This is a genomic window from Paraburkholderia nodosa, from assembly GCF_001718195.1.
Classification (GTDB): Bacteria; Pseudomonadota; Gammaproteobacteria; order Burkholderiales; family Burkholderiaceae; genus Paraburkholderia; species Paraburkholderia nodosa_A.
This window is the reverse complement of the sequence record NZ_MCNV01000014.1, coordinates 94,214-110,182: the sequence shown is the minus strand read 5'-3', so window position 1 is coordinate 110,182 and position 15,969 is coordinate 94,214. Positions and strand designations below refer to the sequence as shown.

General features: G+C 61.5%; 12 protein-coding genes. All 12 read left to right on the top strand.

The annotated features are described in order from the left end of the window. Positions 1–91: 91 nt before the first annotated feature. The 12 genes from BFD71_RS23065 to BFD71_RS23010 all read left to right on the top strand — a co-directional run bounded on the left by BFD71_RS23065 (position 92) and on the right by BFD71_RS23010 (position 15,783). Complete coding sequence (locus BFD71_RS23065) at positions 92–784, top strand: tetratricopeptide repeat protein (protein ID WP_176732944.1); 693 nt, start codon at positions 92–94, stop codon at positions 782–784. Between the two features lie 60 nt (positions 785–844). Continuing rightward, on the top strand, positions 845–1,399 hold the full coding sequence (tssB, locus tag BFD71_RS23060) for a type VI secretion system contractile sheath small subunit (RefSeq protein ID WP_069266630.1): 555 nt from the start codon (positions 845–847) through the stop codon (positions 1,397–1,399). Positions 1,400–1,417: 18 nt separating this feature from the next. Continuing rightward, positions 1,418–2,911: a type VI secretion system contractile sheath large subunit gene (gene tssC / locus BFD71_RS23055; protein WP_069266629.1), complete on the top strand. Its 1,494-nt coding sequence runs from the start codon at positions 1,418–1,420 to the stop codon at positions 2,909–2,911. A 140-nt stretch (positions 2,912–3,051) separates the two neighbouring features. Then, a complete protein-coding gene (locus BFD71_RS23050; protein WP_028206760.1) occupies positions 3,052–3,555 on the top strand; it encodes an Hcp family type VI secretion system effector in 504 nt (167 codons plus the stop codon). A gap of 81 nt (positions 3,556–3,636) precedes the next feature. Next, on the top strand, positions 3,637–4,116 hold the full coding sequence (tssE, locus tag BFD71_RS23045) for a type VI secretion system baseplate subunit TssE (protein WP_069266628.1): 480 nt from the start codon (positions 3,637–3,639) through the stop codon (positions 4,114–4,116). Positions 4,117–4,185: 69 nt separating this feature from the next. After that, positions 4,186–6,024, top strand: a complete 1,839-nt coding sequence (gene tssF, locus BFD71_RS23040) for a type VI secretion system baseplate subunit TssF (RefSeq protein ID WP_069266627.1) — start codon at positions 4,186–4,188, stop codon at positions 6,022–6,024. Further along, a complete protein-coding gene (gene tssG / locus BFD71_RS23035) occupies positions 5,988–7,073 on the top strand; it encodes a type VI secretion system baseplate subunit TssG (RefSeq protein ID WP_069266626.1) in 1,086 nt (361 codons plus the stop codon). The genes tssF and tssG overlap by 37 nt, the downstream gene beginning before the upstream one ends. Positions 7,074–7,104: 31 nt before the next feature. Next, positions 7,105–9,765 carry a type VI secretion system ATPase TssH gene (gene tssH / locus BFD71_RS23030; protein ID WP_069266625.1) on the top strand — a complete coding sequence of 887 codons (2,661 nt, stop codon included), beginning with the start codon at positions 7,105–7,107 and terminating at the stop codon, positions 9,763–9,765. Between the two features lie 69 nt (positions 9,766–9,834). Then, on the top strand, positions 9,835–10,956 hold the full coding sequence (gene tssA, locus BFD71_RS23025; RefSeq protein WP_069266624.1) for a type VI secretion system protein TssA: 1,122 nt from the start codon (positions 9,835–9,837) through the stop codon (positions 10,954–10,956). Between the two features lie 2 nt (positions 10,957–10,958). Continuing rightward, positions 10,959–13,721: a type VI secretion system Vgr family protein gene (locus BFD71_RS23020; protein WP_083245414.1), complete on the top strand. Its 2,763-nt coding sequence runs from the start codon at positions 10,959–10,961 to the stop codon at positions 13,719–13,721. Beyond that, a complete protein-coding gene (locus BFD71_RS23015) occupies positions 13,718–15,124 on the top strand; it encodes a LysM peptidoglycan-binding domain-containing protein (protein ID WP_069266623.1) in 1,407 nt (468 codons plus the stop codon). The genes BFD71_RS23020 and BFD71_RS23015 overlap by 4 nt, the downstream gene beginning before the upstream one ends. Continuing rightward, positions 15,121–15,783 carry a hypothetical protein gene (locus tag BFD71_RS23010; RefSeq protein WP_069266622.1) on the top strand — a complete coding sequence of 221 codons (663 nt, stop codon included), beginning with the start codon at positions 15,121–15,123 and terminating at the stop codon, positions 15,781–15,783. The genes BFD71_RS23015 and BFD71_RS23010 overlap by 4 nt, the downstream gene beginning before the upstream one ends. The last annotated feature ends 186 nt before the right edge of the window (positions 15,784–15,969 follow it).

Genomic DNA, 15,969 nt, shown 5'->3' with positions numbered 1-15,969 from the left:
AAAATTTGGGCTGTACTATACCCGCGCGCTAGAGCTAAAGCAAAACTCTAGTTCCCTCCCATCGAATTAATAATTACACGCTGGTGAAAGAATGATAAACCGGGTCATTTCAAGGCTCTCCGGGGTGGTGCTGGCATGCGGGGTAATCGCGGGCTGCGCTACGCAGGACCATAATCTCGCGGCATCGCCAGACGCATTCAACAAGGCGCTAGCCGACGCTGATACCGCGGCGAAGGGCGGCGATCAGGATCGCGCGATCGCGCTTTACCAGAAACTCGCCGCTGCGGATCCCACGCGCGAAGAACCGTGGTCGCGCATCGCGCAGATCCAGTTCCAGCAGCAACACTATGGACAAGCCATCGTGGCGGCGCAGGAAGCGCTGCAGCGCGATCAGACCGACCGCGCCGCGAAGAGCGTGCTGGCCGTGGCCGGTTTGCGCGTCGCGACGCAGTCGCTTGGCGAACTGCGCCAGGATGCCTCGCTACAGGGTGATGCGAAGTCCGATGCGCAGGCGCTCGCGAAGCAGTTGCGCGACACGCTCGGCGAGGATTCGCTGTTCCCGCCCGAGCAGGCGGATAAGCCCGCGCTGAAGAAGCGCCGCATCGTTCGCCATGTGCAGAAGCCGGCGGCGAAGCCCGTTGAAACAGCCGAGGCTGCGCCGGCTGCACCGTCCGCGCCCGCAGCCCCCGCGGCTGCGGCTCCTGCGCCCGCGCCCGCCAAAGCGGCGCCGGCCAAAGCGGCGGCAAGCGGTGGTGCGTCCGATCCGTTCAGCGCACTGCGCTGAACCGCACGGCGGTGAATTGCTGACAACAGGTCTTGAACGACTCGAACAGGGGAGCCCTCGATGGCCAAGAAAGAAAGTATTCAGAAGCGCTTGCAGAAAGTGCGGCCGCCGCGCGTCCAGTTGACGTACGAAGTCGAACTCGGCGACGCGATTGAGGTGAAGGAACTGCCGTTCGTAGTCGGCGTGATGGGCGATCTCGCGGGTCAGTCGGAAGTCGAACAGCCGCGGCTGCGCGACCGCAAGTTCGTCAATATCGACCGTGACAATTTCGACGACGTCATGAAGGGCATCGAACCGCGCGCGGCGTTCCAGGTCGAAAACCGCTTAAGCGAGGCGGGCGGCAAGTTCGCCGTGGACTTGCGCTTCCGTTCGATGGCCGACTTCAATCCCGACGAAGTCGTCGCGCAGGTCGAGCCGCTGCGTCGTCTGCTCGAGGCGCGCTCGAAGCTCGCGGACCTGCGCAACAAGCTCGCCGGCAACGACAAGCTCGAAGACCTGCTGAGCGAGGTGCTGGCCAATACGCAGCAATTGCAGGCGCTCGCGGGCAACACGGGCGGCGCTGGCGAAGCGGATCGTGGCGAGCGCAACGAATCCGGCGACGGCAACGAGTCATAAGCGCGAGGGGAGATCGACATGAATCAGCAGACTGGCGCAGTTCGCGCACCGGCCCTGGAAGAAGCCAAGGCCGCGCCCTCGTTGCTCGACGAGATCGTCGAAAAGAGCAAGGTGGCCAAATCCGAATCCGAGCACGCTCGCGCGAAAGACCTCATTGGCGAGCTCGTGCATCAGGTGCTGGAAGGCACCGTGATCGTCTCGAGCAATCTTTCCGCGACGATCGATGCCCGCGTGGCCGAACTCGACCGCCTGATCTCGGCGCAGCTGAGTGCCGTGATGCACGCGCCGGAATTCCAGGGGCTCGAAAGCACCTGGCGCGGCCTCGAGTATCTGTGCAAGGAAAGCAATACCGGCTCGACCATCAAGATCAAGGCGCTGCACGCGCCCAAGCGCGACATCGTGCGCGACTTCAAGACCGCCGTCGAATTCGACCAGAGCGCGCTCTTCAAGAAGATCTACGAAGAAGAGTTCGGCACGTTCGGCGGCGCGCCCTTCGGTGCGCTGATCGGCGACTACGAAGTGACGCGCCAGCCCGAAGACATGTATTTCATCGAGCAGATGTCGCATGTCGCGGCGGCGGCGCATGCGCCGTTCGTCGCATCGGCCTCGCCGGAACTGCTCGGCCTCGAGTCGTTCGCCGACCTTGGCAAGCCGCGCGATCTCGGCAAGGTGTTCGACACCGTCGAATACACGAAGTGGAAGTCGTTCCGCGACGCAGAAGATTCGCGCTACGTGGGTCTCACGCTGCCGCGCTTTCTCGGCCGCCTGCCGTTCAATCCGAAGGACGGCGCGACGGCGGAAGGCTTCAATTTCGTCGAAGACGTGGACGGCACGGATCACGCAAAATACCTGTGGTGTAACGCGGCATGGGCCTTTGCGGCGCGTTTGACCGCGGCGTTCGACGACTTCGGCTGGTGCGCGGCGATTCGCGGCGTGGAGGGCGGCGGCCTCGTGGAAGACCTGCCCACGCATACGTTCAAGACCGACGACGGCGAGATCGCGCTGAAATGCCCGACCGAAATCGCCATCACCGACCGGCGCGAAAAGGAACTGAGCGACCTCGGCTTCATTCCGCTCGTCCATTGCAAGAACTCGGACTACGCTGCGTTCTTTGCCGCACAGTCAGTGCAGAAGCCCAAAAAATATAGTACCGACAACGCGAACGCGAATGCCGTGCTTTCGGCGCAGCTGCAATACATCTTCTCGGTGTCGCGCGTGGCGCACTATCTGAAGGCGATGATGCGCGACAAGATCGGCAGCTTCGCGTCCGCGCAGAACGTCGAAGTGTTCCTGAACCGCTGGATTTCGCAGTACGTGCTGCTCGACGACAACGCCTCGCAGGAACAAAAGGCGCAGTTTCCGTTGCGCGAGGCATCGATCCAGGTCAGCGAGATTCCGGGCAAGCCGGGTTCGTACCGGTCGGTCGCGTTCCTGCGGCCGCACTTCCAGCTCGACGAACTGTCGATTTCGCTGCGGCTCGTGGCGGATCTGCCGAAGCCGGCGAATGCATAAAACCGCGCGAGCGCGCAACTGAGTTGAGCAGGAGCGGTCCGCTATCCAGCGGATCGCACCGGGAAGCAACCCGGGGGCATCGCCCTCGGGCCCGCGTTAGCAAACTACCGTAAACCACCACTCTGGGGAGTCGAGGCGTTATGAAGGACATCTATCTAAAATTCGGCAATCCGGCCATCAAGGGCGAGTCGCAGGACAAGGACCATGCTGGCTGGATCGAAATCGATTCGTGGAATCACTCGATTCTGCAGCCGCGTTCGGCAACGGCCTCGACGGCGGGCGGTCACACGGTCGAGCGCTGCGAGCATGCCGACATGCGCTTCCTGAAGGACATCGACGTGGTGAGCCCGCTGCTCTATCAGCACGCTTCGGGCGGCACGACCTTCGACGAAGTCACGATCGACTTCATGCGCTCGGACGGCGAGGGTAACCGCATCAAGTACCTCGAAATCAAGCTCAAATACGTGATCATTTCCAGCATCACGCCGGAAGTGGTCGGCGAAGGGCTGCCCACGGAGCAGTTTTCGCTGAAGTATGCGGCCGTGCAGTGGAAGTACACGCAGCAGAAGATCGGCGGCAACCAGGGCGGCAATGCGCAAGGCGCATGGAGCCTCACGAAGAACGACAAGACCTACGCGGTCTGACGCGGCGTGCGCTGGCGGCGCGCGCGATCGCGTGCAATGCCTGCGCCGGTTTCATCTGGCTGACCGACTCTATTTGAACCGATGAAGCGTTTCGAGCCAGGACTGCTTGACAAGCTCTTCGACGACGATCCGCATTCGCCGGCACCGGCGGCATTGCGGCAGTTCTCGATCGAAGAGCTCAAGGCGACCGTTGCGCGCGATCTGGAGTCGATCCTGAATTCGCGCATCGCGTTCACCGAGCACGAACTCGCGATGTTGCCCGAGTGCCGCCGTTCGATCCTGACCTACGGGCTGAACGATTTCGCTGGCTTGAGCCTCGCGAGTCATTACGACCGCGCGTTCATCTGCAAGTCGATCCAGCAGGCGATCGAGCGGCACGAGCCGCGTTTGCAGCGCGTAACGGTGACGCTCGAACTGAACGAGCGCTCGACCAACGCACTGTACTTCGCGATTCAGGCGTTGTTAGTGGTGCATCCGGCGCAAGAGCCGGTGAGTTTCGACGCGATGCTGCAGCCATCGACGCTGCAGTATTCGGTCACGCGCGCACGCGCAAAAGCATGACGCGGCCGCGACCGGCGGCGCGCGACATGGCATGACACAAAGGTAGTTTTGGGGGGCGGGAGCGTACCGATGGAAGAGCTGTTGCCGTATTACGAGCGCGAATTGTCGTTCCTGCGGCGTTATTCGCGCGAATTCGCCCAGCGCTACCCGAAGATCGCGGCCCGCCTCGCGATGACAGGCGAGCACTGCGAAGACCCGCACGTCGAGCGGATGATCGAATCGTTCGCGTTGCTCGGCGCGCGCATCAACAAGCGACTCGACGACGACTACCCGGAGTTCACCGAGGCGCTGCTGGAGGTGCTCTACCCGCATTATTTGCGCCCATTCCCCTCGTGCTCGATCGCCCAGTTCGGCGCCGCGGGCGCGCTCGGCAATCTCACCGAGCCGGCCGTGATCGAGCGCGGCACGGAACTGAAGTCCCGGCCGATCCGCGGCGTGCAATGCCGCTTTCGCACCGCCTATGACGTGACACTCGCGCCGATCCGCATTTCGGAGGCGCGCTACGTGCCGACGGCGATCGCACCGAGCGCGACCGTGCTCCCGCCGAATGCAACCGGCGTCCTGTCGATCACGTTCGAGTCGACGTCGCCGCAGTTCGACCTCTCTGCGTGGAGAAGCGGCGGGCTGCGCACGTACCTGCACGGCGAGCAGTCGTTCATCGCGGCGCTCGGCGATTGCCTCTTCGTGCACGCGATCGCCGCGTACGCCGAGCCCGAACGCAATGGCCGCTGGCGTGCGCTCTCCGCGCTGCCGTTCGCGCAAGCCGGCTTCGACGAGGCTGACGCGCTGATCGACTATCCCGCGAAATCGCACCCTGCGTACCGCTTGCTCACGGAGTATTTTGCGTTTCCGGACAAGTTCGATTTCGTCGACTTCGACCTCGCGGCAATGACCGCCGCGGCGGGCCGCTGCCAGCGACTCACGCTTCATATCGTGCTCAAGGACGTGCGCGGCGACTCGCACGTGGCACGGTTGCTCGACGCACTCGCGGCGCATCATCTGCGGCTTTTCTGCACGCCCGTGGTGAACCTCTTCAAGCAGCACGGCGAGCCGATTCGCCTCGATCATCAGGCGGTCTCGTATCCGGTGGTGGCGGAGGGCCGGCGAGCGTTCGCCTATGAAGTTTATTCGATCGACTCCGTGCAACTGGTGCGGCAACGTGCACACGAAGAAACGGTCGTCGAGTTCCGGCCTTTTTATTCGCTGCGGCATGGCGAATCGATGCGGGCCGGCCACTACTGGTTCGCCCGGCGCGACGAAGCCGTCGCGCAAAAGAGTCCGGGCTACGAAACCGAAATCTCGATCGTCGATATCGACTTCGAAGTCGATACCGAGCAAAACGAAACATTGAGCCTCGATCTGACCTGTACCAACCGCGATTTGCCCACTGCGCTCGCGACCGGGCTCGAAGGCGGCGATCTGTTTCTGGAGGGCGGCGCGATGGCGAGCAGCATCGCGCTCCTGATGCGGCCGACGCCGTGCGTGCGCTTCGAGCGCCGCCAGGCCGCGCACTGGCGGCTCATTTCGCATCTCGCGCTCAATCACGTCTCGCTCGTGAACCACGGCGCCACGACGCTCAAGGAGATGCTCGCGCTCTATGACCTGCGGCGCACGGCGGTTTCGGCGCGGCACGTGGACGGCATCGTCGACGTCGAGCAGCGCGCCGCCGTGCAATGGCTGCCCGGCAAGCCGTTCGCGACCTTTGTGCGCGGCATCGAAATCCGCCTGACCGTCGATGAGGATCACTTCGTCGGCACGAGCCTCGGAACGTTCGTACGCGTCATCGACGTGTTTTTCGGGCTTTACGTGCACATCAACAGCTTCGTGCAACTGGTCGTCGTTTCGCGGCGCACCGGCGAGGAGATCATGCGATGCAGCCCCCGCAGCGGCGAATCGATTCTGGCGTAATCGAGCGGCTGCTCGATGAGCCGCACCGCTTTGGTTTTTTCCAGGCGGTGCGCCTGCTTGAACGCTGGTTCGTCGACAAGGCCGGCGCGCGGCAGCGTGACGTGCTCCCACAGCGTATCGGCTTTCGCAACACGCTGTCGCTCGCGTTTCCTGCCAGCGAGATCGCGGGTGCCGTGTCTTATGACGCGGCTGGCGCGCCGCTGGCCGATGCCGGCCAGCGCACGGCGGCGCTCGATGCAGGCGAACTCGAACGCGTGGATCTCACGCCCGCGTTCTTCGGGCTGCTGGGCGCGCAAGGCGCGCTGCCGCTGAACTACACCGAGCAGATCGTCGCGCGCGAGCAATTGCGGCGCGACCGCGCGGCACGCGAGTTTTTCGACGTGTTCTCGAACCGCGCCACGGCGCTGTTCTATTCGGCGTGGAAAAAGTACCGGCTGCCGTTGCACTACGAACTCGATCGCGACGAACGCTATCTGCCACTGCTGCTCGCGCTTGCGGGCGTGGCCAACGACGCGTCGCGCGAGAGCCTGCAGGACGGCGGCGGCGCGCTCTTCGACGAGGCGATCGCGGGGCATGCGGTGGCCGCGCGTCATCAGCCGGTTTCCGCCGCGTATCTGCGCCAGACGCTCTCCGACTATTTCGGCGTGCCCGTGCAGGTCGAGCAGTTCGTGGGCAAGTGGTACGACGTGCCGCCCGACCAGCTTTCCATGCTCGGCCAGCGCAACGTGATGCTCGGTGCAACGGCGCTTGCGGGCGAGCGCGTCTGGCAGCGCGACATGCGTGCGCGCCTGGTGATCGGGCCGCTTTCGAAGGCCGACTATGAGGCTTTCCTGCCGGGCGCGGAACACGCGCTCGCGCTCGAACGCATGCTCACGCTGCTCGCGCGCGTGACGCTCGAATACGAGGTGCTGCTGGTGCTGCGCCGCGAGGAAGTCGGGTCGAGCCGCCTGGGCGCCGGCGCGCGTCTGGGCTGGGATGCTTTCCTTTGCACGCACGAAGCCGACCGCGAGCGCCGCGACGCACGCTACGAACTGCACGTCATTCATTGAATACACGAGACCCGAGGCCGGACCGGACGACATGAGCACGCCCCTGAAAACCCTGATCGCGAAGCTGAACACGACTTGCCGGCTGGCTACCGAGCGTGCGGCCAGTGCGTGCCTGTCGCGCGGGCACTACGAAGTGGACCTCGAACATGTGCTCCTCGCGCTGCTCGAGGAACCGGCCAGCGACCTCGTATGCGTGCTGCGTGCGTCGCGCGTCGATGCGCATGCGCTGCGTGCGGATCTGGAACGCGAACTGCAACGCCTCAAGACGGGCAACACGCGCACACCGGTGTTCTCCCCGCATCTGATCGCGCTGTTCGAGCAGGCCTGGCTGATCGCGTCGCTCGACTCGCAGATCGGGCGCATCCGTTCCGGTCATCTGCTGCTCGCGCTCTTGAGCGCGCCCGATCTTGCGCAGTTCGCGCAGCGCATATCGACGCGTTTCGCTGAGATTCCTGTCGGCGAACTCAAGCATCGTTTTGATGAAGTGACGCTCGGTTCGGTCGAGGTCGAGCCTGTCGAAGGCGCGGCAGAAGCTGGTGGCGAGGTCGGAAGCGCAACAAGTGTCGCTGCGTCGAAAACGCCCGCTCTCGATACCTACACGACTGACCTGACCCAGCGTGCGCGCGAAGGGTTTGTCGACCCGGTGATCGGGCGCGAAGCGGAGATCCGCCAGACGATCGATATCTTGATGCGCCGCCGCCAGAACAACCCGATCCTCACCGGCGAGCCGGGCGTGGGCAAGACGGCCGTGGTGGAAGGGCTCGCACTGCGCATCGCCGCGGGCGATGTGCCAGAGGCGCTGAGCGGCGTTGCGCTGCGCGTGCTGGACATGGGGTTGCTGCAGGCCGGCGCGAGCGTGAAGGGCGAGTTCGAGAACCGTCTGAAAAGCGTGATCGACGAGGTCAAGAAGAGTGCGCAGCCCATTGTGCTCTTCATCGACGAGGCGCATACGATCATCGGCGCAGGCGGTCAGGCCGGCCAGAACGATGCGGCGAACCTGCTCAAGCCCGCGCTCGCGCGTGGCGAGCTGCGCACGATCGCCGCGACGACGTGGAGCGAGTACAAGCGTTACTTCGAGAAAGATGCGGCACTGGCGCGGCGTTTTCAGGTGGTCAAGATCGAGGAGCCCGACGAAACGCTCGCGGCGGCCATGCTGCGCGGCATGGTGGGGCTCATGGAGCGCCACTTCGACGTGCGCATTCTCGACGAGGCGATTACCGAGGCCGTGCGGCTTTCCCACCGGTATATCAGCGCGCGGCAACTGCCCGATAAGGCCGTGAGCGTGCTCGATACCGCGTGCGCCAGAGTGGCGCTCGCGCAGGGCGCGACGCCTGGTGCGATCGATGACGGCAAGAAGCGCATCGAACGTATCGAAGCGGAGATCGCCTCGCTCGAGCGGGAAACCGTGCATGGCGCCGAGCATGAGGGGCGCCTCGTGGCGCTGCGCGAGGCGCGGGACACTGCCGCTCGCGAACTGGCAGAAAGCGAGGCGCGCCACGCCGAGGAGCGCGAACTCGTGGCGCAGATCACGAAACTGCGCGGCCAGATCGACGCGGCGCGCGAAGACAGTACGTCATCCGAACGAATGCGCGAAGCCGATGCCGCGCGCGAATCGTTGCCGCCGCTCATCGCGCGCCTGCACGCGCTGCAGGAGAACGCGCCGATGGTGCCGCTGCAGGTCGACGCACACGTGGTGGCGGAAATCGTCGCGTCATGGACCGGGATTCCGCTGGGCCGCATGGTGAAGGACGAGATCCAGACCATGCTGAATCTTCATCCGCTGCTGGCCGAGCGCGTGATCGGCCAGGATCATGCGCTAGAAGCCATCGCGCAGCGCGTGCGCACGGCGGGCGCGAATCTGGAGGACCCGAACAAGCCACGTGGCGTCTTCATGTTCGTGGGACCGTCCGGCGTGGGCAAGACGGAGACGGCGCTCGCATTGGCCGACATTCTGTACGGCGGCGAGCGCAAGCTCATCACCATCAACATGAGCGAGTATCAGGAGGCGCACAGCGTATCGGGCCTGAAGGGCTCGCCGCCCGGCTATGTAGGCTATGGCGAGGGTGGCGTGCTGACCGAGGCGGTGCGCCGGAACCCGTATTCGGTCGTGCTGCTCGATGAAGTGGAAAAGGCCCATCCCGACGTGCTGGAAATGTTCTTTCAGGTCTTCGACAAAGGCACGATGGACGACGCCGAAGGCCGTGCGATCGACTTTCGCAATACGCTCATCATCCTCACGTCGAATGTGGGCTCGACTGCGGTCATGCAGGCCTGCCTGAACAAGTCCGTTGAAGAACTGCCTGACGCTGAAGCGCTGGCAGAGTTGCTGCGCCCGCAACTGTACAAGTCGTTCAAGCCCGCTTTCCTCGGCCGCATGAAAGTCGTGCCGTACTACCCGATTTCCGACGACGTGCTCGCGGAGATCATCGAGCTGAAGCTCGAGCGCATTCGCCGCCGCGTCGAGGCAAACCACGGCGCCACATTCGAATGGGACGAGTCACTCGTCGATGCGGTGCTTGCGCGATGTACCGAAGTCGATTCGGGCGCGCGCAACGTCGATCACATTCTGAACGGCACGCTCTTGCCGGAACTCGCACAGCAGGTTCTGGAGCGCATCGCGCAGGGCACGTCGCTCGCGCGCGTGAGCGTGCGCGCCGATGATGCGCGTGAGTTCAAGTACGCGGTGCAATGACCATGACGTTGATACGCGACCCCCATGCTTCGCTCGAAGCCCGACGCCTTAGCCCTTCTGTAGAACGCCATGTCGACTGACACGACCGCGCTGCTAGCGCCCATTAATGAAGCGTCGCCGTGCGGCGCCGACCTGCTGTTTTCGGCGGATTTCGACGCGATCCAGCATGCACGCCGCTTCGATGACCCGTCGCTCGACCAGGGCGAGTGGATCACCGAGATCAAGGAAGCCGACTGGCCTTTCGTCGTCGAACGCTGCACGGCGTTGCTGCGCACGCAGACGAAGGACTTGCGGCTCGCCGTGTGGCTTACCGAGGCGCTCGCGATTCAGGAGGGCGTGCCGGGGCTCACGCAGGGCTATGCGCTCCTGAGCGGACTGGTCGAGCAGTATTGGGAGCAGGTGCATCCGCTACCGGAAGGTGACGATACCGAGTACCGCCTCGGCAATGTCGCGTGGCTTGCGGGCCGCACGGCGGAATTGCTGCGTTCGGTGCCGCTCACGCAGTCGGGTGTGGCTTTCAGCGCGATCGATTGGGATGTCGCGATGCACGTCGCGCAGGCCGTCAAGCGCGATCCGGATCACGCAGACGATATCGCGCGCGGCAAGCCTTCGGTGGAGCAGATCGACGCCTCGAAGCGGGCCACGCCGGCTTCGTTCTATCGAACGTTGCTCACGCAGTTGAAAGCATTCGAAGCCTCTCTCGCTGCGCTCGATATGGTGCTCGAGGCGCGAGCCGGTGATGCGGCGCCGAGCTTCCGGCAAGCGCGCGAGGCCAACGAGAGCGTGTATGGACTTGCGGAGCGGTTCGCGCGTGACGTGGGCGTGAACCTGAATGCGGAGGCCTTGGAGCCTGCCGTGCAGCCGGCCGCTTCGCCCGTGGCTGTCGAACGCGCGGAACCAAGCTTCAAGACACCTTTGGCCGTTGAGGACACCATGGCGAATCCGATTCGAATGCCGGTACGCGCGTACGCGGGCATACAGAGCCGTGCCGAAGCCGTTGCGCAACTGCGCGCGGTTGCTGTCTTCTTTCGCGAGACCGAACCGCATAGCCCCGCCGCCTATCTCGCGGACAAGGCGGCGGAATGGGCGGAAATGCCGCTGCACAAGTGGCTTTCGTCCGTGGTGAAAGACGATGGCACGCTCGCGCAGATTCGCGAGATGCTGGGTGTGAAGACCGATGATGCGGGTTGAGCATGAATCTCACTGAACTTGTTCAGGTCATTCAGGGCGGTCTGATCCAGCAGGACCGCCTGATCAAGACCGATATTCCAGCCTTGCCGGATAGTGCGCTCGTGCCGCGCAGGGCGGTTCTTTGTTCGGAGCTGGGGCGCGATTTCAGTGGCACGCTCGATCTGGTGTCCACGGCGGGCGACATCGAACTCAAGAAGCTCATCGCGCAGCCAATGACGCTGTGGATTCAGCAGGCGGACAAGTCCTATCTCCCGGTCAACGGCTATATTCATACGGCCCGAAGGCTCGGCGCGGACGGCAGCTTCACGAGTTACCAGCTGACCTACGCCTCATGGATGCACTTTCTTAGGTTCCGCAGCGACATGCGGTACTGGCAGGACAAGAGCGCCGACGCCATCATCACCGACGTATTCAATGAGCATCCGCAAGCGCGCGGCCAGTTCCAGTTCGCCTTGAGCAAGCCGCTGCCGCAACGCTCGTATTGTCGCCAGAGTGAAACCGACTGGAACTTTGTTCACCGGTTGATGGAAGAAGAAGGTCTGTTCGGCTTCTGGCGGCAGGCCAAGGACGGCAAGTCACATACGTTGGTCGTGACCGACGACATTCATTCGCTCGACGAGGTGTCGCCTAATCCGGTTACGTTCTACCGGTCCGGCACTGGCAGCGAAACGGACGCCTTTACGCAGTGGTCGGGCTCGCGCACGTTGCAAAGCACCGTGCACACGACGCGCACTTTCGACTACAAGACGCCGTCGTCCGCGGTCAATCCCAAAGGGACAACGCTGCCGACGATGGCGAACCAGGGGAATCTGCCCGAGCAAGCTGAGGTCTACGAATATACCGGTGCATATACATACTCGGACCAGACTCGTGGCGAACACCTTTCAAGAGTTCATCTGGAAGAATGGGAGTCGCGTGCCAAACGGTTCTATGCGGCGGGTGGCGTTCGCGGTATGGATGCGGGACTGCGCTTCGAACTGACCGGTCACCCGGAGCACGATCACGATCCGGCGGGCCAGCGGGAATTCGCGGCAATCAAGGTGCGCCGGTACATCGAGAACAACCTGCCGCTTTCGGACCACGAAGCGAGCTTTCCGCACAGCTTGCAGAACGAACTGGCGAGGGCCAAATCCGGGCACACCGGAGAAACTGTTACCCAGGAAGACGGTTCCGCAGGTTTTTATCTGGTCGAAGTCGAAGCGCAGCGCGTGACGGTTCCGTACCGCAGCCCGTTCGGGCACAAGAAGCCAGAAATGCACCTGGAGACGGCTATCGTCGTCGGTCCGCAGGGCGAAGAGGTCTACACGGACGAACTGAACCGCGTGAAGGTGATGTTCATCTGGGACCGGCAGAATTCTGGAGATGCGGGCGCTTCGTGCTGGGTGCGGGTCGCGCAGTCGGATACGGGGGGCGGTTACGGTAGCGTTCACGTTCCTCGAGTTGGCGAGGAAGTGCTGATCGGGTATGTGGGCGGAGATTGCGATCGGCCCATCGTCCTGCATCGCGTCTACAACGGGAGTGTCCAGCCGCAGTGGCACAGCAACGGTATTCTCTCGGGCTACCGGTCGAAGGAGTATTCGGGTTCCGGCTTTAATGAAATGGTGCTCGACGATGCGACGGGGCAGAATCGGGCGAGGTTGTACAGCAGTACGGGGAACAGTGTGCTTCATCTGGGGTATCTGATCGACCAGAGCGGAAATACGCGCGGTTCATACCTTGGATCAGGATTCGATCTGAAGACGGATTCGTACGGTGCGGTGCGTGCTTCGCAGGGGCTGTACGTCACGACGCATCCTAAACAGGCTGGCAGCCAGCAACTGGACGTGAGCGAGGCCAGACAGCAACTCATGGGCGCCAAGAGCGTGGTTGAGTCGATGTCGCAGGCTAGCGAGGCGCATCAGGTGGAGAGTCTCAGTGACGGGCACGATGCGCTCAAGTCCTTTACCGATGCGACACAGAGCAGTGCGCAGGGTGGGGCATCGTCTGGTGGTAGAACGGCTGGAGGTGGCACCGGCAATGCGAACGCGTTCAAGTCGCCTGTGATGCTGGTTGCGAGTCCGTCCGGTATTGCGCTGTCGACGCAAAAGTCAGTGCACTTGGCGAGTGATCAGCAGACTAACCTGGTTAGTGGACAGAGCACGTTCATCGCCAGCGGGAAATCGCTTGTAGCCAGCGCTGCCGAGAAGATCAGTCTGTTCGTGCAGAACGCGGGGATGAAACTGTTTGCGGCTAAGGGCAAGGTCGAAGTTCAGGCGCACTCGGACAACATCGAGTTGACTGCACAGAAGACGGTCAAGGTGCTTTCCGCGACAGAGAATATCGAAGCCGCCGCGAAACAGGAAATCCTGCTGACGTCAGGCGGGGCCTATATCCGCATCAAGGATGGCAACATAGAAATTCATGCTCCTGGGAAGATCGATATCAAGGGTGCGCAGCATTCGTTCGCGGGACCTACGCAAGCGAATTATCCGATCCCAGCGTTGCCGATACCTGTTGACGTACAACGGTATAGCAACCTCCTCGACCTTTCTGGACTTGACGTTGTTTCCGAAGATTACGCGCATTTGTGGGCGAACGCGCCTTATTACGTTGCGGATCAACAAGGAACAGTTATAGCAAGCGGTGTAACCGACCAATTCGGGGTGGGAAGCCGCTTTTTTACCAGAGAGTCTCAGCAGGTAGACGTGTGGGTAGAAAGTGAGAAATGGCGTGTCTCCGAGGAGGAGCACCTATCTGATGATCAGGCATTGCGAGGTCAAGCATGACCAATGAGGATGGCAACTACGTCGTTCAACCCGGCGACACGTTGAGTGGGATCGCTCAGCAAAAAGGTGTAACCTGGCAGGCCATCGCACAAGCGAACTGTATAGGCGACCCTCGTGCGTTGCGTGCGGGACAGACGCTCAAGATTCCGAAGCGAAAATCTGGGAAGGTGCGTGCGCATGTACTGGATGCCGATCATAATCCGCTCGGGAACGTCTCTTATCGTATCAAGGGCGCCGACCGCGAAGTGTCTGGCAAGACGGGAGCCGGTGGGCAAACAGAGGACTTTTGGCCGTCGACCCAAGACGAAACGATTGAGTTCCTCATTCAAAAGCTGAACGGTGAGTGGAAGATTGTCCATGTAACAATGTCGTCGATGAACGACAAGCTTATTACGCTTGTGAGTCCTCGGCTCAAGTTAACCGCACAGACAGTCCTCCATCCAAAAAATGCAGCTGTGTCTGAATATGGCGCGAAATCAGGTCCTAAGGCGGCACCATTAGGAAGCCAGACCTCATCGAGGTTTGCACCCGATAAAGGTGTCAAGACCAAACTGGAAGAGGACAAGAACGGCGCTTCAGTCTTGAAGGCGACCAGCGATGATGCGTCTCTTGATGAATTTCTTGACAAGTATACCGGCGATCCGATTTGCGAAGATGACTATAAGGCGGCTGCTAAATCGCTGAGCTGCAACGTCAACGCCGTAAAAGCAGTCCATGAGACGGAGGTCGGTTCGGGGAGCTTTACTATTGTGGATGGGCGCACCGTCCCCAAGATTCTTTACGAGCGGCATTATTTTTATCGGCTATCTGGAAAGAAGTATTGGGACACAAATCCCGATCTTTCTTATCCCGTGGGCTACTATCGCCTGAAAAAGAAGTACTACAAGAAATCCGAGACGCTGACCAAAACAGACGGGACGGCCGCTGCCGTCGATGTTTGGGTGCGATATGACGACAAGGATAAATCTCACGCTGCGGGAGCAGAAACGGGCAAACAATTGCTGCGTGAAGGAGTGCTCCTTGACGATCGGGATTTTTATAAGGATAGCTATCGCCGACTGAGAAAGGCGTTTCGACTCGATGACACAGCGGCACTGGAGTCATGTTCCTGGGGAGCGTTCCAGATTATGGGCTCCAACTACAAAACGCTAGGGTATGACTCAGTACAAGCCATGGTGAGAGCCCTTTCCCGATCTGAAAAAGCGCATCTTGACGGATTTGTGAATTTTGTCAAGGCCGATCCGGTACTATTGAAGGCCATCCAGAAGGAAGAGTTTACCAAATTTGCATCCCGTTACAACGGACCATCGTATGCCGAGAACGACTATGATGGAAAGATGAAGAGAAATTTTGACGCACTGCAGAAGGCGGACGCAAAGCGCAATGCGCAGGAGGGCAAGTGAAAGTAACCAGGGTAAAGACGATCGGCATGGCTTTGATCATGCTGTCTGCATTCAACGTTGCCCGCAGTGAAGAACAATCAGGTGCGTACACGCTTCGGACAGTGGCTGGAACGCAGCTTGACTACAGGAAGTTGTTCTTGTCTTTCGACGGCGATCGGGTCTCTGGTTTTTTTGATAATCCGTTCACTCAGCCCGCATCAAACGACCCCGACGCAAATCCAACTTGTCGCTTTTTTCTCACAGGCAAGCTGTCGTCTGCCGGCGAGGTGAAACTCGATACCTGGTATCCCACGGAACGCGGCAAGGCCGATGAGACGGGCGCGTCTGTTGCCCTGAAGAAACGGTCTGACGGTACCTGGATTGCCACCTTGTCCGGCGCGTTACCCAATTGCGACGTGCCGACTATTGCGACGGGCGATTTTCTGAAACTGGATACGCCACAACCGTGGCGCGTCATCAACTACGTTGCAGTCCCGAAATCAATTCTTTATTCCGCGCCGGCAGACAGTAGCAGGACAAAGGCCTATCTCGTTCGACTAGATCCTGTGGCCGTGCTTGAAACGCGTTCCAGCTGGTCCAGAATCGACTACCTCGGTAAGGGAGGGGGCCTCGTGCGATGGGTGAAATCTTCCGACCTCTCCGTACGATTAGGACAGTAGGGCTGCCTCGCAAGGAATCCAATTGACCCGTGAGACATTCTGCCGATGTTGCACGAGTATCCAGTGCTAGTGCGTCAGGAATCGTCTCTATCCGTCGTTGCCAACTACAGAACGCGCTAACACATGCGACGCTATTTGATTGCTTTTTTAGCGGCCACGATGCTCGCAGCATTCGCCTCTGGATGC